The 21,329-nt window shown below is 70.3% G+C and carries 19 protein-coding genes; 8 read left to right on the top strand and 11 right to left on the bottom strand.

All coding sequences use genetic code 11. The annotated features are described in order from the left end of the window. Window positions 1-15 precede the first annotated feature (15 nt). The 4 genes from ACQPZQ_RS20900 to ACQPZQ_RS20885 are packed head-to-tail and all read right to left on the bottom strand — an operon-like array spanning window position 16 to window position 4,566. On the bottom strand, window positions 16-1,728 hold the full coding sequence (locus ACQPZQ_RS20900; RefSeq protein WP_433298390.1) for a methylmalonyl-CoA mutase family protein: 1,713 nt from the start codon (window positions 1,726-1,728) through the stop codon (window positions 16-18). A 32-nt stretch (window positions 1,729-1,760) separates the two neighbouring features. Further along, entirely contained in the window at window positions 1,761-2,702 is a 942-nt protein-coding gene (meaB, locus tag ACQPZQ_RS20895) for a methylmalonyl Co-A mutase-associated GTPase MeaB (RefSeq protein WP_433298388.1), read from the bottom strand. Beyond that, window positions 2,699-4,120 (bottom strand): phenylacetate--CoA ligase family protein, encoded by a 1,422-nt coding sequence (locus tag ACQPZQ_RS20890; protein WP_433299299.1) that lies wholly within the window; start codon window positions 4,118-4,120, stop codon window positions 2,699-2,701. Before ACQPZQ_RS20890 ends, meaB begins: the two co-directional genes overlap by 4 nt. Further along, a complete protein-coding gene (locus ACQPZQ_RS20885) occupies window positions 4,120-4,566 on the bottom strand; it encodes a cobalamin B12-binding domain-containing protein (RefSeq protein WP_433298386.1) in 447 nt (148 codons plus the stop codon). Before ACQPZQ_RS20885 ends, ACQPZQ_RS20890 begins: the two co-directional genes overlap by 1 nt. 157 nt (window positions 4,567-4,723) lie before the next feature. On the opposite strand from ACQPZQ_RS20885, the gene ACQPZQ_RS20880 reads away from it, so the two are divergent. Further along, window positions 4,724-5,437, top strand: coding sequence for a FadR/GntR family transcriptional regulator (locus tag ACQPZQ_RS20880; RefSeq protein ID WP_433298384.1), 714 nt, complete (start codon window positions 4,724-4,726; stop codon window positions 5,435-5,437). A 46-nt stretch (window positions 5,438-5,483) separates the two neighbouring features. On the opposite strand, the gene ACQPZQ_RS20875 is transcribed toward ACQPZQ_RS20880, so the two are convergent. After that, a complete protein-coding gene (locus tag ACQPZQ_RS20875) occupies window positions 5,484-5,927 on the bottom strand; it encodes a group II truncated hemoglobin (protein ID WP_433298382.1) in 444 nt (147 codons plus the stop codon). A gap of 86 nt (window positions 5,928-6,013) precedes the next feature. Between ACQPZQ_RS20875 and ACQPZQ_RS20870 the strand changes: the two genes are divergently transcribed. Next, window positions 6,014-7,207, top strand: a complete 1,194-nt coding sequence (locus tag ACQPZQ_RS20870; RefSeq protein WP_433298380.1) for an L-talarate/galactarate dehydratase — start codon at window positions 6,014-6,016, stop codon at window positions 7,205-7,207. A gap of 52 nt (window positions 7,208-7,259) precedes the next feature. On the opposite strand, the gene ACQPZQ_RS20865 is transcribed toward ACQPZQ_RS20870, so the two are convergent. Together ACQPZQ_RS20865 and ACQPZQ_RS20860 are read right to left on the bottom strand one after the other, a co-directional pair. After that, window positions 7,260-8,561: a glucarate dehydratase family protein gene (locus ACQPZQ_RS20865; protein ID WP_433298378.1), complete on the bottom strand. Its 1,302-nt coding sequence runs from the start codon at window positions 8,559-8,561 to the stop codon at window positions 7,260-7,262. Then, on the bottom strand, window positions 8,558-8,710 hold the full coding sequence (locus ACQPZQ_RS20860; RefSeq protein ID WP_433298376.1) for a hypothetical protein: 153 nt from the start codon (window positions 8,708-8,710) through the stop codon (window positions 8,558-8,560). The genes ACQPZQ_RS20865 and ACQPZQ_RS20860 overlap by 4 nt, the downstream gene beginning before the upstream one ends. Window positions 8,711-8,811: 101 nt before the next feature. Here ACQPZQ_RS20860 and kdgD point away from each other — a divergent pair, with 101 nt between their 5' ends. The 4 genes from kdgD (at window position 8,812) to ACQPZQ_RS20840 (ending at window position 13,998) form a co-directional block, all read left to right on the top strand. After that, a complete protein-coding gene (gene kdgD / locus ACQPZQ_RS20855) occupies window positions 8,812-9,735 on the top strand; it encodes a 5-dehydro-4-deoxyglucarate dehydratase (protein ID WP_433298374.1) in 924 nt (307 codons plus the stop codon). Next, a complete protein-coding gene (locus tag ACQPZQ_RS20850; protein ID WP_433298372.1) occupies window positions 9,732-11,063 on the top strand; it encodes an enolase C-terminal domain-like protein in 1,332 nt (443 codons plus the stop codon). Before kdgD ends, ACQPZQ_RS20850 begins: the two co-directional genes overlap by 4 nt. A 196-nt stretch (window positions 11,064-11,259) precedes the next feature. Then, window positions 11,260-12,096: a prolyl oligopeptidase family serine peptidase gene (locus ACQPZQ_RS20845; protein ID WP_433298370.1), complete on the top strand. Its 837-nt coding sequence runs from the start codon at window positions 11,260-11,262 to the stop codon at window positions 12,094-12,096. Window positions 12,097-12,186: 90 nt separating this feature from the next. Beyond that, window positions 12,187-13,998, top strand: a complete 1,812-nt coding sequence (locus ACQPZQ_RS20840) for a DUF222 domain-containing protein (protein WP_433298368.1) — start codon at window positions 12,187-12,189, stop codon at window positions 13,996-13,998. Between the two features lie 28 nt (window positions 13,999-14,026). On the opposite strand, the gene ACQPZQ_RS20835 is transcribed toward ACQPZQ_RS20840, so the two are convergent. Beyond that, window positions 14,027-14,923 (bottom strand): hypothetical protein, encoded by an 897-nt coding sequence (locus ACQPZQ_RS20835; protein ID WP_433298366.1) that lies wholly within the window; start codon window positions 14,921-14,923, stop codon window positions 14,027-14,029. Between the two features lie 417 nt (window positions 14,924-15,340). Here ACQPZQ_RS20835 and ACQPZQ_RS20830 point away from each other — a divergent pair, with 417 nt between their 5' ends. Next, window positions 15,341-16,474, top strand: a complete 1,134-nt coding sequence (locus tag ACQPZQ_RS20830) for a pyridoxal phosphate-dependent aminotransferase (protein WP_433298364.1) — start codon at window positions 15,341-15,343, stop codon at window positions 16,472-16,474. Window positions 16,475-16,630: 156 nt separating this feature from the next. After that, window positions 16,631-17,362 (top strand): M24 family metallopeptidase, encoded by a 732-nt coding sequence (locus ACQPZQ_RS20825; protein WP_433298362.1) that lies wholly within the window; start codon window positions 16,631-16,633, stop codon window positions 17,360-17,362. Between the two features lie 12 nt (window positions 17,363-17,374). Here ACQPZQ_RS20825 and ACQPZQ_RS20820 read toward each other — a convergent pair whose 3' ends face one another. The 3 genes from ACQPZQ_RS20820 to ACQPZQ_RS20810 are packed head-to-tail and all read right to left on the bottom strand — an operon-like array spanning window position 17,375 to window position 21,085. Next, window positions 17,375-19,576, bottom strand: coding sequence for a xanthine dehydrogenase family protein molybdopterin-binding subunit (locus ACQPZQ_RS20820; RefSeq protein ID WP_433298360.1), 2,202 nt, complete (start codon window positions 19,574-19,576; stop codon window positions 17,375-17,377). Beyond that, window positions 19,573-20,577: an FAD binding domain-containing protein gene (locus ACQPZQ_RS20815; RefSeq protein WP_433298358.1), complete on the bottom strand. Its 1,005-nt coding sequence runs from the start codon at window positions 20,575-20,577 to the stop codon at window positions 19,573-19,575. The genes ACQPZQ_RS20820 and ACQPZQ_RS20815 overlap by 4 nt, the downstream gene beginning before the upstream one ends. A gap of 1 nt (window position 20,578) precedes the next feature. Further along, window positions 20,579-21,085 carry a (2Fe-2S)-binding protein gene (locus ACQPZQ_RS20810; protein WP_433298356.1) on the bottom strand — a complete coding sequence of 169 codons (507 nt, stop codon included), beginning with the start codon at window positions 21,083-21,085 and terminating at the stop codon, window positions 20,579-20,581. Between the last annotated feature and the right edge of the window lie 244 nt (window positions 21,086-21,329).

Genomic DNA, 21,329 nt, shown 5'->3' with positions numbered 1-21,329 from the left:
CCGAGGTGGGAAAGGTCAGAACACCGGCGTCTCGGTGTAGGAGCCGAAGACACCGCGCAGCGCGCCCGTGATCTCACCCATCGACAGGTGCGCGCGTACGGCCTCGATCGTCGCGGGCATGAGGTTCGCGCTGTCGTCGCGCGCGAGAGTGAGGAGACGCTCGAGCGCCGCCTCGGCCCGCTGCGGGTCGCGGTTCTCGCGCACCTGCTTCAGGCGGCTGATCTGGCGGGCCTCCGACTCCGGGTCGAGCTTGTGGACCTCGACCTTCTGGTCGTTCTCGGCGTCGACGTACTTGTTCACGCCGATCACCGGCCGGTCACCACTGGCCTTGCGGCGGGCGAAGTCGTAGGCGGTGTCGGAGATCTCGCGCTGGAAGAAGCCCTGCTCGATCGCCGCGACGACACCGCCCATCTCGTCGATCCGCGCCATGTAGTCGTCGATGCCCCGTTCGAGCTCGCTGGTGAGGTTCTCGACGTAGTACGAGCCACCCAGCGGGTCGATCACCGACGTCACACCGGTCTCGTCGGCGAGGATCTGCTGCGTGCGCAGCGCCACCTTCATCGCCAGCTCGCTCGGGATCGTGTAGGCCTCGTCCAGCCCGTTGGTGTGCAGCGACTGGGCGCCGCCGAGCACGGCCGACAGCGCCTGCAGTGCGGTGCGGACGATGTTGTTGAGCGGCTGGGGCTTCGTCAGCGTCGCCGCGGCGGTCTGCGCGTGGAACCGCAGCCGCATCGACTGCGGGTTCGTCGCACCGAAGCGCTCGCGCATCATCTTCGCGTAGTAGCGGCGCACCGCCCGGAACTTCGCGACCTCCTCGAAGAGGTCGGCCTGGCTCACGAAGAAGAACGACAGGCGCGAGGCGAACTTGTCGACGTCCACGCCTGCGGCGACGACGTCCTCCACATAGGCCCGCGTGACGGCCATGGTGAAGGCGATCTCCTGCAGCGCGTTGGCCCCGGCCTCGCTGATGTGGTAGCCGCTGATGTTGACCGGGTTGTACCGGGCCATGTGCTCCGAGCAGTAGACGACGGTGTCGCGCACGATCCGCATGCTGGGGCGGATCGGGAAGACCCACTCCTTCTGCGCGATGTACTCCTTGAGGATGTCGTTCTGGATCGTCCCGGAGAGCTTGTTCAGATCGCAGCCGCGGTCCTCCGCGACGGCCACGTACATCGCCAGCAGGATCCAGGCCGACGGGTTGATCGTCATGGAGACGCTGATCTTCTCCAGGTCGATCCCGTCGAACAGCGCCTCCATGTCCGGCAGCACGTCGATCGCCACGCCCTCGCGCCCCACCTCGCCGAGGCTCATCGGGTCGTCGCTGTCCAGGCCCATCAGCGTCGGCATGTCGAAGTCGACCGACAGCCCCGTCTGCCCCTGCTCGATCAGGTACCGGAACCGCGCGTTGGTCTCCTCCGCCTGCCCGAACCCGGCGATCTGGCGCATCGTCCAGTTCCGGCCGCGGTACATCGTCGGGTAGGGCCCGCGGGTGTAGGGGTAGCGCCCGGGCAGCCCGATCTCGTCCCAGCTGTCGGGGAGGTCGGCGGGGGTGTAGACGCGCCTGACCGGCAGCCCGCTCCCGCTGCGGTAGTCCGTGCGGGACTCCGGGGCGCGCGCCACGAACGCGGCGAGCTCGTCGCCCTCCCAGTCCGCCAGGTCGTCGTTGACGGCCTTGATCAGCTCGTCGCCCGCCAGCCTGCGGGTGGGGTCGGATCGGCTGTCGCTCATGGTGCTCCTCACTGATGTCTCGCCGCCTGAGATCAGGGCCTGCCGACCAGCCGCCGCGCTGCGCTCACGGGGTCGCACCGACGTTCGGTGACCGCGTCCACGGCGTTGTCGAAGTCGGGTAGGCCGGGCCGGAGCCGTTCGAGTACCAGCTCCTCGGCCATCCAGCGGATGCGTGTGGCAGCGTTGCGCCGCTCCCGCGCCAGCCCTTCTCCGCTGCGTTCCATCCACGCCCGGTGCTCGTCGAACCGGTCGGCCAGGTCGGGCACCCCCGCCGCCGTCGCGGCGACCGTCTGCACGATCGGCACGTTCCACTGGCCGGCCTCGCGATGGGAGAGCCGCAGCATCTCGCGCAGTTCCGCGACGACCTTGTGCGCGCCCTCGCGGTCGGACTTGTTGACGACGTGCACGTCGGCGATCTCCAGCAGGCCGGCCTTGATGGCCTGCACGTCGTCGCCCATCCCGGGCACGCTGACCACGGCCACCGACTGGGCCGCGCTGATCACGTCGACCTCGGCCTGGCCCACGCCGACCGTCTCGAGGATGATCACGTCCTTCCCCGCGGCGGCGAGCACGGTGATCCCGTCCAGGGCAGCGCGTGAGAGTCCACCCAGGGCGCCACGAGTGGCGATCGACCGGATGAACACGCCCCGGTCGCCGGACAGCTCCGACATCCGGATCCGGTCGCCGAGGATGGCGCCGCCGGTGAACACGCTCGACGGGTCGATCGCGATGATCCCCACGGTGCGGTCACGTCTGCGGTACTCAGCGGTCAGAGCGCTGACGAGCGTCGACTTACCGCTGCCCGGCGGGCCCGTGACGCCGAGCACGTGAGCGCCGCGGGCGACGGCATGGAGTTCGGCCAGCATCTCGTTCACCCCGGCCGAGCGCCGCTCGACGAGGGTCAGGGCCCGGGCGACGGCGGCCGGATCACCGTCCAGGATCCGGGCGACGAGGCTGCGCCCGTTGGTCATCATGCGGTGCCGCCGGCACCTGTTCGCAGGATCTCCCCGAGCAGGTCCCGATCGTCGATCACGCGCCGGGCCTTGAAGTCGGTGCGCGGCAGGGTGTTGTGCTGCACCGGGACGACGTTCGCCCCGACGCCGAGCACGTGCCGGAGCCGGCCGGAGAGCCGGTCGGCCCACTCCTGACAGGCGTCCGCGGCGAGCCCCGGATGGTGCTCCACCTGCACGGCCAGCACGTCCATCGCCGTCCCCCGGCTGATGACGATCCGGTGCTCCCCGCCGTAACCGGGATCGGCCATGACCACGTCGTCGATCGCGCTGGGGTAGATGTTCTCCCCGCGGATGATGAACATGTCGTCAATGCGCCCGTAGATGCCGCGGGGCAGGTACGGATAGGTCCGGCCGCGGTCGGGCGACGGGGCTTCCCAGCGCGTCAGGTCGTTCGACAGCAGCCGGATCATCGGCTGGCTGGTGCGTTCGAGGGTCGTGTAGACGGGCGTGCCCTCGCTGCCGTAGGGCACCCGCCGCATCGACACCGGGTCGCACACCTCGGTGTAGACGAGGTCCTGCCAGCACAGCACGCCCGGCTCGGTGGAGCCGGAGCCGAGGTGCATCCACGGGCTGACCTCGGCCATGCTGCCCGAGTCGTGGACGTCGGCGGCGAAGGCCTCGGCGATGCGCGAGCGGATCGACGGCACACTCGCTCCGGGTTCACCGGAGAAGAACAGCTTCCGCAGGCCCAGCCCGGCCGGGTCGATGCCCTCCTGCCGTGCCGTCTCCGCCAGGTGCAGGGCATAGGACGGCGTGCCGTAGAAGACGGTCGCGCCCATCTGGCGCATCCACTGGACGGTCCGCGCGGTCTGGCCCGTCTGGCCCGCCCCGAACGGGAACACGCGCGCGCCGAGTCGCTCCGCGCCGATGTAGGCCCCCCACGAGCCCCAGTACAGGCTCAGTGGCGACCCGACGATCACGGTGTCCTCCGGCCGGATCCCCATCGCCCACATCACCCGGGCATGGGCGTTGGCCACGCTGCGCCAGTCGCGCTCGCTGATCCCGAACGCCGTGGGCCGTCCCGTCGTGCCCGACGTGCCGTTGACGTGCTTGACCTCGGCCGGGTCGACGCACAGGTAGCTGCCGAACGGCTCGTGCGCCGCCTGGTCGGCGCGAAGCTCGACCTTGAGTACCACCGGGACCTTCTCGAAGTCCTCCAGCGAGGCGATCGACGACGGGTGGATTCCCGCCTCGTCCCACTTGCGCCGGTAGAACGGCGAGTTGTCCCAGGCGTAGCTCATCACCTCACGGATCCGGGCCAGGATCGCCTCGTCGCGCTCGTGCGCCGGCATCGTCTCCCGGCGGGGGAACCAGTGCTCCTGACCCGCGGGCGGACGGTAGGTCTCGTCGTAGCGCGGCGGCCAGGACCACTGCTCCATCACGCGTCCCTCCCCGTCACGCTGCCGACAGCCCGGTCGCGCGCGAGGCGCCGGATCGTCGTCACGATGGTGTCGGGGGTGGTGTCCTGCCCCAGGACCTCGGCCACGCCCATCTCGCGCAGCGCCGCTTCGTCCTCGTCCGGCATCACGCCACCGGCGACGATCGAGAACGTCGGCCGGTCGGGCATCTCGGCCAGGAGCGCGAAGATCTTCGTGAAGATCGGCATGTGGGCCCCGGACAGGAGGCTCACGCCGAGGACGTCCACGTCCTCCTGCACGGCTGCTTCGAGCACCTCCTCCGGACTCCGGTGCAGGCCTGTGTAGATGACCTCCATACCGGCATCGCGCAGCGTGCGGGCCACCACTTTCACCCCACGGTCATGCCCGTCGAGGCCGATCTTGGCCAACATTACGCGGATGGGCTGTTCTCCGTCGTCGGAGTTCACGGCGTCTCCTTACTCGGCCTGACCGCGATGTGGTTAGACCATAAGTGGCCGTTCACCTTCTCGCAACGGTGCGACGACAGTTGTGGTCAGACCACAGCGTTGCTAGCGTTCAGTCCACTCGATGGCAGCGTCCGGCCATGCCGAGGGAGGGGACGCGATGCTGCGGAATGAGCACGCGGAGGTGCGGAGGATCGCGCCACTGTCGCAGGTCGTGTCCGAGGTCGAGACGCAGCTCCTGCAGGTCGGACCGCGGGTGGGCGCAACGGCCCCCACCGAGGACGAGCTCGTCGCCGACCTGCGCGTGAGTCGCCGCAACGCCCGGGATGCCCTCGCGGTTCTCGAACTGTTCGGCGTCGTCGACGCCGGGGGCGCGCTCGCAAGCACGTCCGGACCGGAGAACGGGATCGGACGGCTGCTCCGGCTCTCGCTCCGGTGCGCACAGATCCCGGCCGACGAACTCCTCGCCGTCCGCACACGGCTCGAACGCACGGCATCCGCGCGCGCTGCCGTCAGCGCCGCGGACGACGACAAGGCCGAGCTGCGCCGGCTCGCCACGGAGATGGCGCACCCGAGCATCCCGCCGGACCGGTTCCAGGATCTCGACACGGCGTTCCATCTCGTGATCGCCCGCGCATCGGGAAGCCACTTGTGCGCTCAGCTCATGCTCGGACTGCGCGACGCCATGGCCGATCAGATGGCGTCCCGCTTCGCGGCCGTCGAGAACTGGCCGGAGACCGCGAGACGGCTCAGCCGTGAGCACCAGGGGGTGACCGTGGCGATCACCCACGGCCTCGACGGTCTCGCGGCGCGGCGCGTCGAAGCCCACCTGCACGGCTTCTACCAGGGATGGGGCTCGTCCCGATCGGCGTGACGGTCACGCGGTGCTCGGTACACGCCAGGCGTGGCGCTCTCGCGCCCTACCCCTCAGGCCAGCGCCACATGGGCACCTCGCGCAACGGATGCAACTGCTCGTCGGTCTCGGCATGGGAGTTCTGCATGGCGACGCGGGAGCCGAACTCGACGTGGGACCGCAGCGCCTCCCGGAAGGGGGCGTCATCGGGGAGCCCGGCGAGATCGGCCGCGCGCAGGTAGAGCTCGACGAACCGCTCGCGCTGCGGCTCAGCGATCTTCAGGCCGCGGTGCACCTCGATCAAGTGTGCGAACCCGCCCATCGTCAGGCTGAACTCCTTGGGGCCGCCGAAGGACTCGGCGTCGAACGCGGTGAGGTGGTCGACGTGCTCGGGACGCCCTTCGCCGAACAAGGGCTGGAGCACGGGATCGGCCAGCACGCTGCTGTAGAAGATGTCGACGAACCGGTGCAACGCGGCATACCCGCCGGCGTGGTCGTAAAGCGACGTCACGATTACATGGTTGCACCGGACGACGCCCGGCGGCAGGCACAATTCGATCTCCGCGGAGTCATCGGACAGATTCTGAAGGGCCTGACATGAGCATCGACGACGACGTCATCTCCGCCGAGCAGCACCGCAGCCCGGCCGATCAAGCGTCCGCGTCGGGCACTGCCGATCGCATCCACAGCCTGCGCCTGCGCACCGTGCGGCTACCGCTGCCGACGCCGATCAGCGACGCGAAGGTCCTCACCGGGCGCCAGCGGCCCATGACCGAGGTCGCGATGCTGTTCGCCGAGGTCACCACCACCGACGGCATCACGGGTCTCGGCTTCAGCTACTCCAAGCGCGCAGGCGGGCCGGCTCAGTTCGCGCATGCCCGCGAGGTCGCGCCGGTGCTGATCGGCGAGGACCCGAACGACATCGCCCGCCTCTGGACCAAGCTCGTCTGGGCGGGCGCCTCCGTCGGTCGCAGCGGCGCGTCCACGCAGGCGATCGCCGCGATCGACAACGCCCTGTACGACGTGAAGGCCAAGCGGGCCGGTCTCTCGCTGGCGAAGTTGCTCGGCTCGCAACGCGAGAGCGTCCGCTGCTACAACACGTCGGGCGGCTTCCTCCACACGCCGATCGAGGGCGTGCTCGAGAACACGAGCGCTTCGCTCGCCCGCGGGATCGGCGGCATCAAGCTCAAGGTCGGCCAGCCCGATCCGGCGATCGACCTCGCCCGCGTCGCCGCCGTACGGGAGCACGTGGGCGCCGGGGTGCCGCTCATGGTGGACGCGAACCAGCAATGGGACCGCGCCACCGCACTGCGCGTCGGGCGCACGCTCGAGGAGTTCGACCTGGTGTGGATCGAGGAGCCCCTCGACGCCTACGACGTCACCGGCCACGCCGGGCTCGCCGCGGCGCTCGACACCCCCGTCGCCTCCGGCGAGATGCTCACCAGCGTGCGCGAGCACGTCGAGTTGATCACCGCCGGAGCCGTCGACACGATCCAGCCCGACGCACCGCGCATCGGCGGAATCACGCAGTTCATGAGACTCCTGGTGCTCGCGGACGAGGCGGGCCTGGCGCTCGCCCCACATTTCGCGATGGAGCTCCACGTGCATCTGGCGGCCACCTACCCCACCGAACCGTGGGTCGAGCACTTCGAGTGGCTGGAGCCGCTGTTCGAGGAGCGCATCGAGATCGTCGACGGCCGCATGGTCGTGCCGAACCGGCCGGGTATCGGCCTCACGCTCAGCGACAAGGTGCCGGGGTGGACCGTCGGCGACGTCACGATCGCCGAGTAGGACGGGCGAACGGCGTGAGCCGGCCCCGGCGGGCGGCCGGCCGACGCACGAGCTACCAGGAGCCGAGCCTGCGTTCGAAGTCGGGCCGGAACCGGCGCATGTAGCCGGTGTCGTCGCGGGAGTGCAGACCGGACGCGAGGTACTGCTCGTGCAGCGTGCCGAGCGCGTCCTCGTCGAGCTCGACGCCCAGCCCTGGCCCGTCCGGCACGGCGACCGCGCCGTCGGCGAACGTCAGTGCACCGGGCCGCACCACGTCCTCCGTCTTCCATGGCCAGTGGGTGTCGCAGGCGTAGGTGAGGTTCGGGGTGGCGGCGGCGAGGTGCGTCATCGCCGCGAGCGAGATGCCGAGGTGGGAGTTCGAGTGCATCGACAGCCCGAGGCCGAACGTCTCGCAGGTGCCGGCGAGCAGCTGTGAGCGCCGCATCCCGCCCCAGAAGTGGTGGTCACTGAGCACGACCTGCACCGCATCAGCCGCGATCGCCGGTGGCAGCTGATCGAACGCCACGACCGCCATGTTCGTGGCGAGCGGCATCGGCGCCTCCGCCGCCACGCGGGCCATCCCCCTGATCCCCGGCGACGGGTCCTCCAGGTACTCGACGAGTCCCTCGAGCGCCTTCGCGACCCTGATACCGGTCTCGACCGTCCACGCGGCGTTGGGATCCAGACGCAGAGGCACGCCCGGGAACTCCGCGGCCAGCCCGTGAATCGTCTCGATCTCCTCGTCCGGCGGCAGCACCCCGCCCTTGAGCTTGATCGCGGTGAAGCCCCACCTGTCGATCATGTGGCGGGCCTGCTCGACGAGCTGCTCCGGTGTGAGTGCCTCGCCCCACTCGTCGGCGTCGGCGCCCGGATGCTCTGCCCACTTGTAGAAGAGGTAGGCGCTGTAGGGCACCACGTCGCGCACGCGGCCGCCCAGCAGATCGACGACAGGGCGTCCGGTCATCCTGCCCGCCAGGTCGAGGCAGGCGACCTCGAACGGCGAGAACACCCGGTCGACGGTGCTCGCGCCGTTGATCATGGCGGCCACACCGTCGCCGCCCGCGGAACCGGACCGGCCGAGCACGTCGCGCACGAGCCACAGCAGGCGGCTGGTCTCGAACGCGTCGACGCCGGGCAGAGCGGCCGCCACGGCGTTCAGGCGTTCGAGGTGGGCGTCGTCGGCGTAGGTCTCACCGAGGCCGACCAGTCCGTCGTCGGTGTGCACACGCACGATCGCCCGCAACGCGAACGGCTCGTGCACCCCGACCGCGTTGAGCAGCGGCGGGTCGGCGAACGCGACAGGCGTGACGTCGACCCGGCTGATCCGTGCGGTCGCGCCTACCCGCTCGGCCTGGGACAAGAACCGCCCGTTCATCCGCCCTCCTCGTCGCCCGGCCGCCGCCGGGCGGCATGTCCTCCACACTCGATGAGGATCTTGGCGAGCGGGAGGAGCACCACAAGCAACACGATCATCGCGATGATGCCATTGAGCGCGCCGCGTTGCCGATGCTGCGCGCGCATCATTCGATGCCGAGAAGCACTTAGACGGCCATCGGCACCCGACCTACAGTGACGTGACCGGCCGTTCAGCCCACGACGTCGTGACTTCCCGGAGGTAGGCACACGTGCCCGCACCAGCCCCTTCCGCACTGGCCGCAGCACTCGGTGCCGGGCTCCTGTCGTTCCCCGTCACGCACTTCACCACCGATCTCGAGTTCGACGAGCCCGCGTATCGCAAGCACCTCGGCTGGCTCGCGGGGTACGACGTGGCCGGCCTCTTCGCTGCCGGGGGCACGGGCGAGTTCTTCTCCCTCTCCCCCACCGAGGTCGACCGGGTCGTACGTGCGGCCGTCTCCGAGGTCGGCGGCGCCGTGCCGGTGCTCGCGCCCGCGGGCCACGGCACCGTGCTCGCCGTCGAGCAGGCAAGGGCGGCCAAGGCCGCCGGGGCCTCCGGCGTGCTGCTCTTCCCGCCCTACCTGACCGAGGCACCCCAGGACGGCATCGTCGCCCACGTCAAGGCCGTCTGTGCGGCCACCGACCTCGGAGTCGTCTTCTACAACCGTGCGAACGCCCGTATCGGCGTCGATGCCCTCGCCGAACTGGCCGATGCCTGCCCGAACCTCGTCGGGTTCAAGGACGGCGTCGGGGACATCGAGCTGATGACCCGGATCTATGCGCGCTTCGGCGACAGGTTCACCTACATCGGCGGCCTCCCGACGGCCGAGACGTTCGCCTTGCCCTACCTCCAGCTCGGCGTCACCACCTACTCGTCGGCGATCTTCAACTTCGTGCCGCGGTTCGCGCTCGACTTCTTCGCCGATGTACGAGCGGGCGACCGCGCCGCGGTCTATCGGAGGCTCAACGACTTCGTGCTGCCCTATCTCGACATCCGCGACCGCCGGAAGGGCTACGCGGTGTCGATCATCAAGGCAGGGCTCACCGCCGTCGGTCGGTCCGGTGGGCCCGTGCGACCGCCCCTCACCGACCTCACAGCCGACGAGAGGTCCGCGCTCACCGAGCTCGTCCGGCGCATTGCGTCGCAGGCATGACCGGCGGCAGGCCGACGCTCGACGCGGTTGAGGTCGTGCCGGTGGCCGGCCACGACAGCATGCTGCTGAACCTCAGCGGCGCTCACGGCCCGTTCTTCACCCGGAACGTCGTGATCCTCACCGACAGCACCGGCCGCACGGGCCTCGGCGAGACGCCGGGTGGCTCCGCGATCCAGCGCACCATCGAGCAGGCCGGGGCGGACCTGATCGGCGAGCCGATCGGCGAGTACCGCTCGCTGCTGCGCCGGGTGACCGAGCGGTACGGCCACCGCGACGCAGCCGGGCGCGGCGAGCAGACCTTCGACCTGCGCACCACCGTGCACGCCGTCACCGCCCTCGAATCGGCGCTGCTCGACCTGGCAGGCCAGCAGTACGGGGTGCCCGTGGCCGAACTGCTCGGCGACGGGCGGGTCCGCGACCGGGTGCCGGTGCTCGGATACCTCTTCTACGTCGGCGATCGCACGGCCACCGATCTGCCCTACGTCGCGGGCGACGAGGGCGGCGACACCTGGTCCCGTGTCCGCCGAGATCCCGCGCTCGACCCGGACGGCGTGGTGCGCCTCGCCGAGGCGGCGCGCGACCGCTACGGCTTCCGCGACTTCAAGCTGAAGGGCGGGGTGTTCACCGGCGACGCCGAAGCGGACGCGGTATCGGCGCTGAAGGAGTGCTTCCCCGATGCGCGGATCACCCTCGACCCCAACGGCGCATGGCTGCTCGACGACGCGATCCGGCTCGGCCGCCGGCTCAGGGACGTGCTCGCGTACGCGGAAGATCCGTGCGGCCGCGAGGGAGCGTTCTCCGGCCGGGAGACGATGGCCGAGTTCCGGCGTGCGACCGGGCTGCCGACCGCCACGAACATGATCGCCACGAGCTGGCGGGAGCTCCACCACGCCGTGAAGGCGGACGCGGTCGACATCCCCCTCGCCGACCCGCACTTCTGGACGATGGCCGGATCCGTGCGCGTCGCCCAGCTCTGCGCAGGCTGGGGTCTCACGTGGGGCTCGCACTCCAACAACCACTTCGACATCTCGCTCGCGATGCTCGCCCATGTCGGCGCCGCCGCGCCCGGCGCGATCACCGCCCTCGACACCCACTGGATCTGGCAGGACGGCGAACACCTGCTCACCGACCCGCCGAAGATCATCGACTCGCACCTGGAAGTGCCCGCCGGACCCGGCCTCGGCGTCACGCTCGACCGCGCGGCACTGACGAGGGCGCACGATCTGCACAGGGAACACGGACTCGGTGCCCGGGACGACGCTGTGGCGATGCGGCAGCTCGTGGACGGGTGGACCTTCGATCCCAAGCGCCCGTCGTTCGTGCGCTGACCTCTTCCAGCGTCTCGCCCGTCGGCGCGGACACCAGCGACGTCGCAGCCCGTCGCGCACCCTCGCAGCACGCCGGGGCGCTGCGAGGTGCCAGGGATGACCTGTGCGGTTCGTTTCGCCGGTGGCGGAAACGAGATCCGCGGCCCGTCGAGGTCTCTACGGTCGCCTGGCAGGCCACGAAACCGCTGGAGGACACATGGAAACGATCACCGGTACCGCGGCGGGCGTACCGTTCACGGCGCTCCCACCGACCGGCGCCACCGACAGACCCGCGCCGTTGATCGTGACCTGGCACATGCTGGACGCGCCCCGCACGGACGCGGCCTTCGCGGCCGCGTTGCCGATGACCGGGGTGCCCGCCTGGCGGGTGCACCTCGGCATGCCGATGTGTGGCGCACGGATGGTCGACGGCCGTGTCGACGCCATCCTCGAACTCGCCCGCAAAGACGCCTTGATGGCTTTCCTGGCCCCGTTCGTCCGCCAAGCCGCCGACGAGTTCCCGGCCGCGCTGGTCGCGCTGCGCGATCAGCTTCCCGTCGACGACGAGCCGATCGGCATCCTGGGCGGTTCGCTCGGCGGTGCCGTGGCGCTGGAGGTGCTGGCCACCCACCGAGCCCCGATCAAGGCGGTCGCGCTGGTCAATCCGGCTGTGCGGGTTCGGTCCGTCATCGGGCTCGTCCACCGCGACATGGCCGGTTCCGAGCAGGAGTATCCGTGGACCGCCGAATCCCGCACGACCGCAGACGAACTGGACTTCGTCGCCCACGCCGGAGACATCGCAGTGGACACTCCGCTGCTGCTCGTCAGCGGCGAGCTGGATCACCCCGCTCTGCGGACGGACGCGGCTGCCCTGGTCGACGCGCTACAAGGGCGGTACACGCGCCCGGACGAGGTCGAGCTGAGGACCGTGCCGGGCCTGGCGCACCCGCTGGCCGACGAGCCCGGCCTGGAACCGGCCCCGCAGCTGCCCACGGCCAAGGCGGTCGACGAGATCCTGACGCAGTGGTTCCTCCGGCAACTCACGGCGAAGTGAGCGACGCCGCGCGAACGTGGATCTGACGCACGGCAGTCACGGGCGGCACAGCAGCCGGATTTGTCGGTGACCGAGGTTAGACTCGAACATATGTTCGAACATGGTGTGGAGACTGCGCCCGACCCGCAGACCACACCGCTGTCCTGGTCCGGGTACACCCCCGACGGGATCATGACCATGCTCCTGGCCCAGGCCGAGCCGACCTCCGACCGGTTCGAACTGCTGGAACGGATCGGGGGCTGGGAGAAGATCATCGCCTGGGCCCAAGCACGCCAGTACGAGGAGATCGCCCAGTTCGTCGCCACCGCCGAAACCGCTCCTCCGCTGGGGCTGAACGCGGTGCAGGCGGTGGAGTCCGCGCAGGCCGAGGTCGCCTTGATGCTGCGGCTCTCCCCGGGTGGGGCGGCGTGGCGAGTGGGTGAGGCCCGCCAACTGGTGGAGGAGTTCCCGGCCACGTTCGCCGCGCTGCACGCCGGGGCGATCACGCTGACCAAGGCGCGGATCATCACCGACGGCTGTGCCGACCTCGAACCCGCCGCGGCGGCAGCGGTCGAACAAAAGGTGTTGCCGCGGGCGCCGGAGCAGACCAACGGCCAACTGCGCGCCGCGGTCCGACGCGCCGTCCTGCGCGTCGACTCCGAGGCTGCGCTGCGACGGCGGGAACGCAAGCGCCGCGAGCGTGGGGTGGTGCTCTACCCGGAACGCGGCGGCATGGCCACCCTCTCCGCGACCCTGCCCGCGGCCGAGGCGGTGGGCACCTTCGCGGTACTGGATCAACACGCCCGCGGCTGCGGCAGCACCGATGAACGACCGATGGCCGCCCGACGCGCCGACGCCCTGGTCGATCTGGTGCTGCGCGAGACCGGGTTCTGCAGCAACGCCAGCCAACGGACCGCCGAGAAGAGCACCGCCACCCCGCGACCGGGCTCGCAGAGCGGGACGGACTCCGACGCAACCCCGGCAACGACCCCGATCCCTGCCGCGACCGTCGCGAGCGGCTCCATTCCGGGCACAGCCCACTCCCGCCATGCCACCTCGACCGCCGCCAGGACCCGCGCAGCCACACCCGAGACCACGACAGCAGCCGCAACCACGACCACCGCCGGCGCTGTTCCACAGCCCGCCACCGCGACGAGCGCCGCGTCGACCACTCCCACATCTGCCCTCGGGCCCACCGAAACCAAGCGGAGTGGCGTCGGGGCAGCTGACACCCAGACAGCCGCCGCCCACACCCCAACCGACACCGCCACAACCCCGGCCAGCTCCCTGGATGACAGCCTCCCGATCACCGAGTCGGGCTCGCCGATACCGGGATCGGAGCGACTACCCGGAGTCGCACCCGACGGCGGGGTGCCCGCGGTGACCAACAAGGTGTCGGTGCAGATCCGGGTCACCGTCCCGCTCGACACCCTGCGTGGAACCAGCAACGAACCCGGCGAACTCGCCGGCTATGGCCCCATCCCCGCCGAACACGCCCGAGAACTCGCCGCCGATCCCGACAGCGTCTGGCGCCGACTGGTCACCGACCCCCTCAGTGGCGCCCTGCTCGACTACGGCACCACCCGCTACCGACCACCACCACACCTGACCGAACACCTCATCGCCCGCCACCAGCACTGCCAACACCCCGGCTGCCGCGTACCCGCACACCTGTGCGACCTCGACCACAACCAGCCCTACGACCCGGCCAACGGCGAAGGCCCCACCTCGGCCGCGAACCTCGGGCCGAAGTGCCGCCCGCACCACCGGTTGAAGGGCTATCCCGGGTGGAGCGTCACGCAGTACGTCGACGGGTCGATCGTCTGGACCACACCCAGCGGCCACACCTACCGGGTCGACCCACCACCACTCACCGAACCCCGCCCCACCACGGCAACCGACGATGAACCACCACCGTTCTGAGCACGCGGTGAACCGTGATGGGTCGACGTCAGGCGTCGATGTCGATCGCGAACGGTCGCTCGAGGTGGTGGCCGCCCGTCCACCTGTCCTCCAGCGCGTGCAACGCCTGTTCCTCGGTCATCTCGCCGAGCACGGGGCTGCCCCGGGTCGGGAGCCGCGGCGCCTGCCCGTGCACGACCTCCCGGATCAAGGACCGGTACTCGTCGGTCGAACCCGCGCCCGAGCCCCAGCCCGGGCGCGGCACGCCTCGTGCACCGGTCATCCGATCGTTGTCCGCGGCGCTGTCGTACCTGCCGCGCATCGCGTAGTTCGTCAGGGCCGACTGCACCATCACGTCGACGAGCAGCCGGCTGTTCTTCCCGGCCCTCGCTCCGAAGTCGTACTCGCGGAACAGCCGCCCGCCGTGCTCGCGGAGCGCACGCGCAGGGGCGCCCGCGTCGGGCTTGACCCAGATCCCCAGCTCGTTCTCGGAGATCAGGAGTGCGTTGAAGGTCCCCTCCAACCACAGCATCCGTTGCTTGATCACCTCGCGGCGAAGCGGCCGCACGATCCAGAACCCCATCACCGGCGAGGTGAGCCCTTCCACGATGCGCGCGTACTCGCCCGGCGTCTCGGAGATCAGAGGCAGGACATGAGCGGCAGAGACGCACGTCGTCGTGTCGAGCTGTCCGCCCGTGAACTCGACGTTCACGATCTGCGTGTTGCTCGCCGGGCGGTGGATCCGCTCGAGCAGGCCCCAATAGACATGGCGCCGGTCCATCCCCCGGGCGCGGGGCTCGGTCAGGCACTTCATCAGCAGCTCGGCCAGGGACTGGCCGGACTCCGCGGTGATCGGATGCAGAATGCCCCGGCGTTGGAGGACGTCGATCACCGGGCGGGACGCGGGCTCCAGACGCCGCAGTTCGCCGCAGTACTCGCGGCACATCAGTCCGCGCCCCAGTCGAGTGCCGCGTCGCCCCGTCCCACGCTCACGAGGAGCCGGATGGGCGAGATCGGACCGGAGACGAGGCTGACGAGATCACGGGCACTGCGCTCCTGGTCCACGGCGGTGCACTCGACCGCTGACCACGGTCCGTTACAGGGTTTCCACGCTCCGAACAAGCCACGCGCACGAAGTTATCGCGAACCGGACAAAACGGGTGTCACTTCGGGTCTTCTTTTTCACACCCTTCACGCCCGTATCCAGCAGATGGCCGCCGTCCGCCGGTTGTCACGAGCGGGTCGTCGTCCTCGGCCGCAGCCCGGAGGGGAAGGATGGGCGCTCATCACAGCTGATGAGGCGTCGAGACGACCAAGTCCGGCGCAGATCATGCCCACAGCTCGATCCGAAGGGCCCGATGTCGTGACCCCCTTGCCCGACTTCCAACTCGAGACCTACTTCTCGCGCTGGGAGTTCACGGCCCGGTACCACCTCACCGCGTCCGACGCGCAGACGATGACGATGACCGAGCTGCTCGCGCTGGCGGATGACCACGACCGCGCGGCGTGGGAGACGCTGTCGCTCGGGTACACCGAGACATTCGGCGACCCTGCGCTCCGGCAGGCCATCGCCGACATGTACTCGGCGGCCGAATCCGACGACGTCCTCTGCTTCGCCGGCGCCGAGGAAGGCCTCTACCTCGCGATGCAGGTGCTGCTCGGCCCCGACGACCACGCCGTCGTCATCACACCCAACTACCAGGCGGCGGAGACGGTGCCGCTGGCCTTGTGTTCCGTCACGGGTGTCGCCCTCAGACCGGAGAACGACTGGAACCTCGACGTCGACGAGGTCAAGGCCGCGCTACGACCCGGCACGCGGGTGGTCTCGGTCAACTTTCCGCACAACCCGACCGGCAAGGTCATGGACGCAGCGGAGTTCGCCCGGCTCGCGCAGCTGTGCGACGAGCGCGGAATCCATCTGTTCAGCGACGAGGTGTATCGCGGCCTCGAGCTCGACCAGCGCCGCACCCTCCCCAACGCGACCGACCTCTCGGAGCGGGCGCTCTCGCTGAACGTCACGTCGAAGTCGCTCGGGCTGCCCGGATTGCGCGTCGGGTGGATCGTCTGCCGGGACCGGGAGCTGCTCTCCCGCCTGGAGCGCGCCAAGCACTACACCACTATCTGCAACTCGGCGCCCTCCGAGATCCTCGCCCGCATCGCCGTGAAGGCGCGGGAGACGATCCTGGAGCGCAACCGCGCGATCATCGCCGCCAACCTTCCGGTCTTCGAGAGCTTCTTCACCGAGTTCGACTCGCTGTTCGACTGGCACGCACCGGACGGCGGGTGCGTCACGTACCTGCGTTACAAGGGTGCCGACGGGGTCGAGAAGTTCTGCGCCGACCTCGTGAACGAAGCTGGTGTTCTTCTCCTCCCGGCGAGCATCTACCGCTCACAGCTCACCGCGACCCCGCCCGACCATTTCCGGGTCGGCGTCGGCCGGAGTGATCCCGAGCCGGGGCTCGACGCGTTCCGCACCTGGCTGCGGGCACGGGCCTGAATCCTGCGGTGTGGGGGTGATGCCCCAGCGAGCGCATTCACCGAATCCGGTGATCCCCACCGGCGGTTGCGCCGGATCCCACAACTCGTCAGGCTTCTCCGTGGACGCGGAAAGCTTTCGGGGAATATTCCGCAGAAACGGAGTAACGGAAAGCAGATGGCACCCACAGCGGATCGCAGCGCGGACGAAGCAGAGCGAGCCCGGCAGCTGGTCGAGGCCGAGGAGAAGGCGGAGTCGCTGTTCGCCGAGGTCGCGCGGCGGGGCATCATCGCCCCCGGCCGCCGCGAGGCCCAGGTGAGCGACGACGTGCGGGATCTGGCCGCGGACCTGTTCGGGGTGAGCCGCCACTGGCACAAGCGGATCGTGCGTTCCGGCCCGAACACCCTGCAGCCCTATCGGGAGAACCCACCGGACCGCGCCCTCGCCGCGGACGACATCGTCTTCCTCGACTTCGGGCCCATCTTCGCGGAGTGGGAGGCCGACTTCGGGCGGACGTTCGTGCTCGGCGACGACCCGCGGAAGCTACAGCTGCAGGCCGACCTGCCGCGGATATTCGACGCCGGTCGCTCCTTCTTCGAGACGCACGACGAGATCAGCGGTGCGGAGCTCTACCAGTACGTCGTCGGGGCGTCCGAGGAAGCCGGGTGGCGCTTCGGGGGCGTGCACAGCGGCCACCTCGTCGGCGAGTTCCCCCACGAGACGATCGACGGAGAACGGATCGACAGCTACATCGCCCCGGGCAGCACCGGGCCGATGCGCAGGACCGACCGTGTCGGCCGGGTGTGTCACTGGATCCTCGAGGTGCACCTCGTGGATCCGGATCGTGGGTACGGCGGGTTCTACGAGCAGTTGCTCACCCTGCGGCGCCCCGCAACCGCGGCGGGCTGAGGGAGCTCGCTCTTACAGCAGGTCCTCCAGGCGGATGGGCAGGCGCCGTATCCGGCGTCCCGTCGCGTGGAACACCGCGTTCGCCACGGCGGGCGCCACACCCACCATCGAGACCTCGCCGAGGCCCTTCACGCCAGGCCCGTTGAGCAGCGGATCCGGCTCGTCGATGAACTCCACGTGGATGTCGGCCAGTAGGTCGGCGTTCACGGGCACGGGGTACTCCTCGAGCGAGGTGTTGAGGAAGCCGCCGTAGCGCGGGTCGACCTCGGTGGCCTCACGCAGCGTCGCGCCGATGCCCCAGACCACACCCCCGCGCACCTGGCTCTCGGCGGTGCGCGGGCTGACGACGCGACCGCAGTCGGCAACGCTGACCACGCGCGACACGCGCACCCGCCGCGTGGTGGCCTCGATCCTGACCTCCACGAAGTGAGCGATCCAGCTGTAGGAGCTGAACTGCGGGTACTCGGGCCCGGCGAGCGCCACAAGACCACGGCGCAACTGGTCGAGGCTCTCGGGTGGCTGTCCCGGCGCGGTGCGGGTGGTCTCCACCTCGACCGGTGCGCCGCCGAGCGCTGCCACCGCTGCGGCGAGATCGACGGGCCCCTGCGCCGGCACGCCCAGCTCGCGCCGTAGCTCGGCGAGGGCGTCCACGACCACCGGCAACGCGCTGGCGGTACCCCACGATCCGGCAGTGAGGTGCTGCGGCACCGAGCGGGTGTCGCCGACGACGACGGTGATGGTGTCGGTCGGGATCCCGAGGTCGGCCGCGACGGTGCGCACGATCGCCGTCCGGATGCCCTGGCCCATCTCGTGGCCACCCGCCTCGACGCGCACCGTGCCGTCCGCCTCGACGCGAGCCCTCGCGACGGCGGCGACCGTGTGGGCGGGATAGGCGCCACCGGCGACTCCCCACCCGATCTCGGTGCCGTCGGCCGCGCGCATCGATCCGGGCTCCGGGCTCCGTCGGGACCAGCCGAAGCGGTCGGCGCCACGGCGCAGGCACTCGGCGAGATAGCGGGACGAGAACGGGTGGCCGGTGACCGGGTCGGTGGCGGTGTCGTTGGCCAGCCGCAGCGCGACGGGATCGATACCTGCAGCGTAGGCGACCTCGTCCACAGCGGACTCGATCGCGAACGCGGCCGGGTGCTCGTGCGGGGCGCGCATGTACCCCGGCGTCTGTACGTCGGTGCGCACGAGCCGCTGCCGGCCCCGGAAGTGGGGGATGCCGTAGAGCCGGGATGCGATATCCGTGTAGGTGGCCGGGAAGAGGTCGTGACGCGAGGTCTGCTGGTCGATCTCGTACACGGCTGCGCGCAGCACGCCTGCCGCGTCGGCTCCGAGTCGCACGCGGTGCCTGCTCAACGGGCGGAAGCTCGCTGCGTGGAAGCACTGCTCCCTGGTCAGCACCAGCTTCACCGGGCGGTCGAGTCTGCGGGCGGCGACCGCGGCGAGGCAGGTGTGCGGCTGCAGCGAGTTCTTCTGCCCGAACGCTCCCCCGGCGGACGGCGAGATCACCTCCACCTGCGCGGGGTCGATGCCCAGCTGTGTGGCCAGCCCGTTCCGAACGGCGCCGCTGTTCTGGGTGCCCTCGTGCACCACGAGTGTGTCGCCCCGCCACTCGACGACGGTGTGGATCAGCTCCATCGGGTTCTGGTGCTGCACAGGCAGGTCGAACACGGAGTCGACCTGCACGGCGCACTCTCCGAGCACCGTGTCAGCGTTGCCGATCACCACGTCGGCGAGGAAGGGCAGCGGGATCGCCTCGGCCTGCACCAGCGTCTCGGCGCCCGGGGCGTCGAGGTCGAGGCTGCTGTCCTCGGTCTCGTACACCGCCTCGACCAGCGCGGCCGCCTCGTTCGCCGCGACGAGGGTGTCGGCCACCACGAGGGCGATCGGCTGGCCCCAGTAGGCGATCCGATCGTCGGTCAGCGGCTGCCGGCTCTGGAACCCGTACCCACCGCCCATGATGAAGCCACCGGACTTCACGCCGGGGTCGCTCTCGTGCGTGAGCACGAGGCGCACTCCCGGCACGGCCTCGGCGTTCGCGACGTCCAGGCGTGCGATCCGGCCCTTCGGCACCCGCGCGATGGCGAACGCGGCATACAGCACCCCGGGCGGGTTGCGGTCCGCGCCGTAGCGCAGCGCACCCGTCACCTTGGCGTGGGCGTCCACCCGCTCGGTGGGAACAGCGGCGCCGGTCGTCGTGGTGGTCATCGTGTCGCCCGCTCTCCGGCGATCCGCAGCGCGTCGGCGACGGTCCGGATCCCGAGTTCGATCTTGAAGCCGTTCTCCCGGCCCGGCCTGGCCGCTGCGAATGCCGCTTCGCCCGCCTGCCGGGCGGTCTCGGCGGTGAGGGGTTGCCCGAGGAGCGCCTGCTCGGCTTCGGCTGCGCGCCACGGCCTCGTGGCCACACCGCCCAGCCCGATCCGAACGTCCGCCACCGTTCCGTCGGCGTGCAGCGCCACCGCCGCCGCGGCGGACGCCAGCGCGAACGCGTAGGACTCCCGATCGCGGATCTTGTGATAGGTCGAGCCGCGCCCGGTCGGGGTGGCGGGCACCCGGATCCGCAGGAGCAGCTCCTGCGGTCGCAGGGTGGTCTCCAGGTCCGGGCGTTGCCCCGGCTCCCGGTACAGGTCGGCCAGCGCGACCGTCCGGGCTCCATCGGGCCCGAGCACGTCGACCTGCGCGTCGAACGCCAGCAATGCCACCGGCCAGTCACCGGGGAAGGTCGCGATGCACGCGTCGCTCGTGCCCAGCACCGCATGGGCACGGTCGAGCCCGCCGATCGCCGCGCAGCCGCTGCCCGGCTCGCGCTTGTTGCACGCGAACGGCTCGCCGTGGCGGAAGTAGGTGCACCGCGTGCGCTGCAGGAGGTTGCCGCCGACCGTGGCCATCTCACGCAGCTGCTGCGACGCCGCCTTGGCCAGCGACTCCGCCAGGGCCGGGTAGTCCCGCGTGACGACCGGGTCCTCTGCCACGTCGGCCATCCGAGCCCCGGCACCGAAGACGAGCTCATCCGTGCCGGTGCTGTCGATCTGCGACAGTTCGGGGAGACGGTGAACGTCGACCACAGCCGGCGGTGCTTCCACTCCCAGCTTCATCAGGTCATAGAGGGTGGTGCCGCCGGCGAGGAACTTGGCACCCGGCCCGGCGGCGGCGAGAGCATCGAGCGCGTCGGCGACGGTGTCCGGCGCGTCGTACGTGAACGGCCGCACGTCAGCCCTCCACGTCGTCGGCGACGGAGCGGACCGCGGCGACGATCGAGGTGTAGGCGCCGCAGCGGCAGAGGTTGCCGCTCATGTACTCGCGGACCGACGCGTCGTCCCGTGCGTGCCCTTCGGCGATGCATGCCAGCCCGGACATCACCTGCCCGGGGGTGCAGTAGCCGCACTGCAGCGCGTCGTGGTCGACGAAGGCCTGTTGCAACGGGTGCAGCTCGCCGTCCGGCCCGGCCACGCCCTCGATCGTCGTGACGGAGCATCCGTTGACCTGCACCGCGGGGGTCAGGCAGGACACCACCCGCCGGCCGTCGAGATGCACGGTGCACGCGCCGCACTGGCCGTGATCGCATCCCTTCTTGGTGCCGGTCAGCTCCAGCCGTTCGCGCAGAACGTCCAGCAGGGACTCACGGGTGTCGATCTCGACCTCGACGTGTTGCTCGTTCACACGGAACGAGGCGCGCACCGTGGTGGCCGGCGGGCCGGTCCGGGTGGGAGTAGCCATGCCCGAGAAGGTAAACGAGCTCTCCCGGCTGCGCATTTTCCGTATTGCTGCCGACCATCGCCGAATTGCGATCGGAAGTGAGGTGGACCACACCCCGCCCACCGGGTCGAGCGCCTGGTCGAGCACGGTTTGCTGATGCAGACGGGCTTGCCGGGTCCACCATTCGCCGCAACCGCGGAGGATTTACCGGACCATTACGCGCGGCGCGCTTCCGGACCGGTGGAGCGAATCGGACGAATTCGCG

It is taken from the genome of Pseudonocardia sp. CA-142604, assembly GCF_050948475.1.
GTDB classification, from domain to species: domain Bacteria; phylum Actinomycetota; class Actinomycetes; order Mycobacteriales; family Pseudonocardiaceae; genus Pseudonocardia; species Pseudonocardia alaniniphila.
This window is presented reverse-complemented; position numbering and strand designations above follow the sequence as displayed.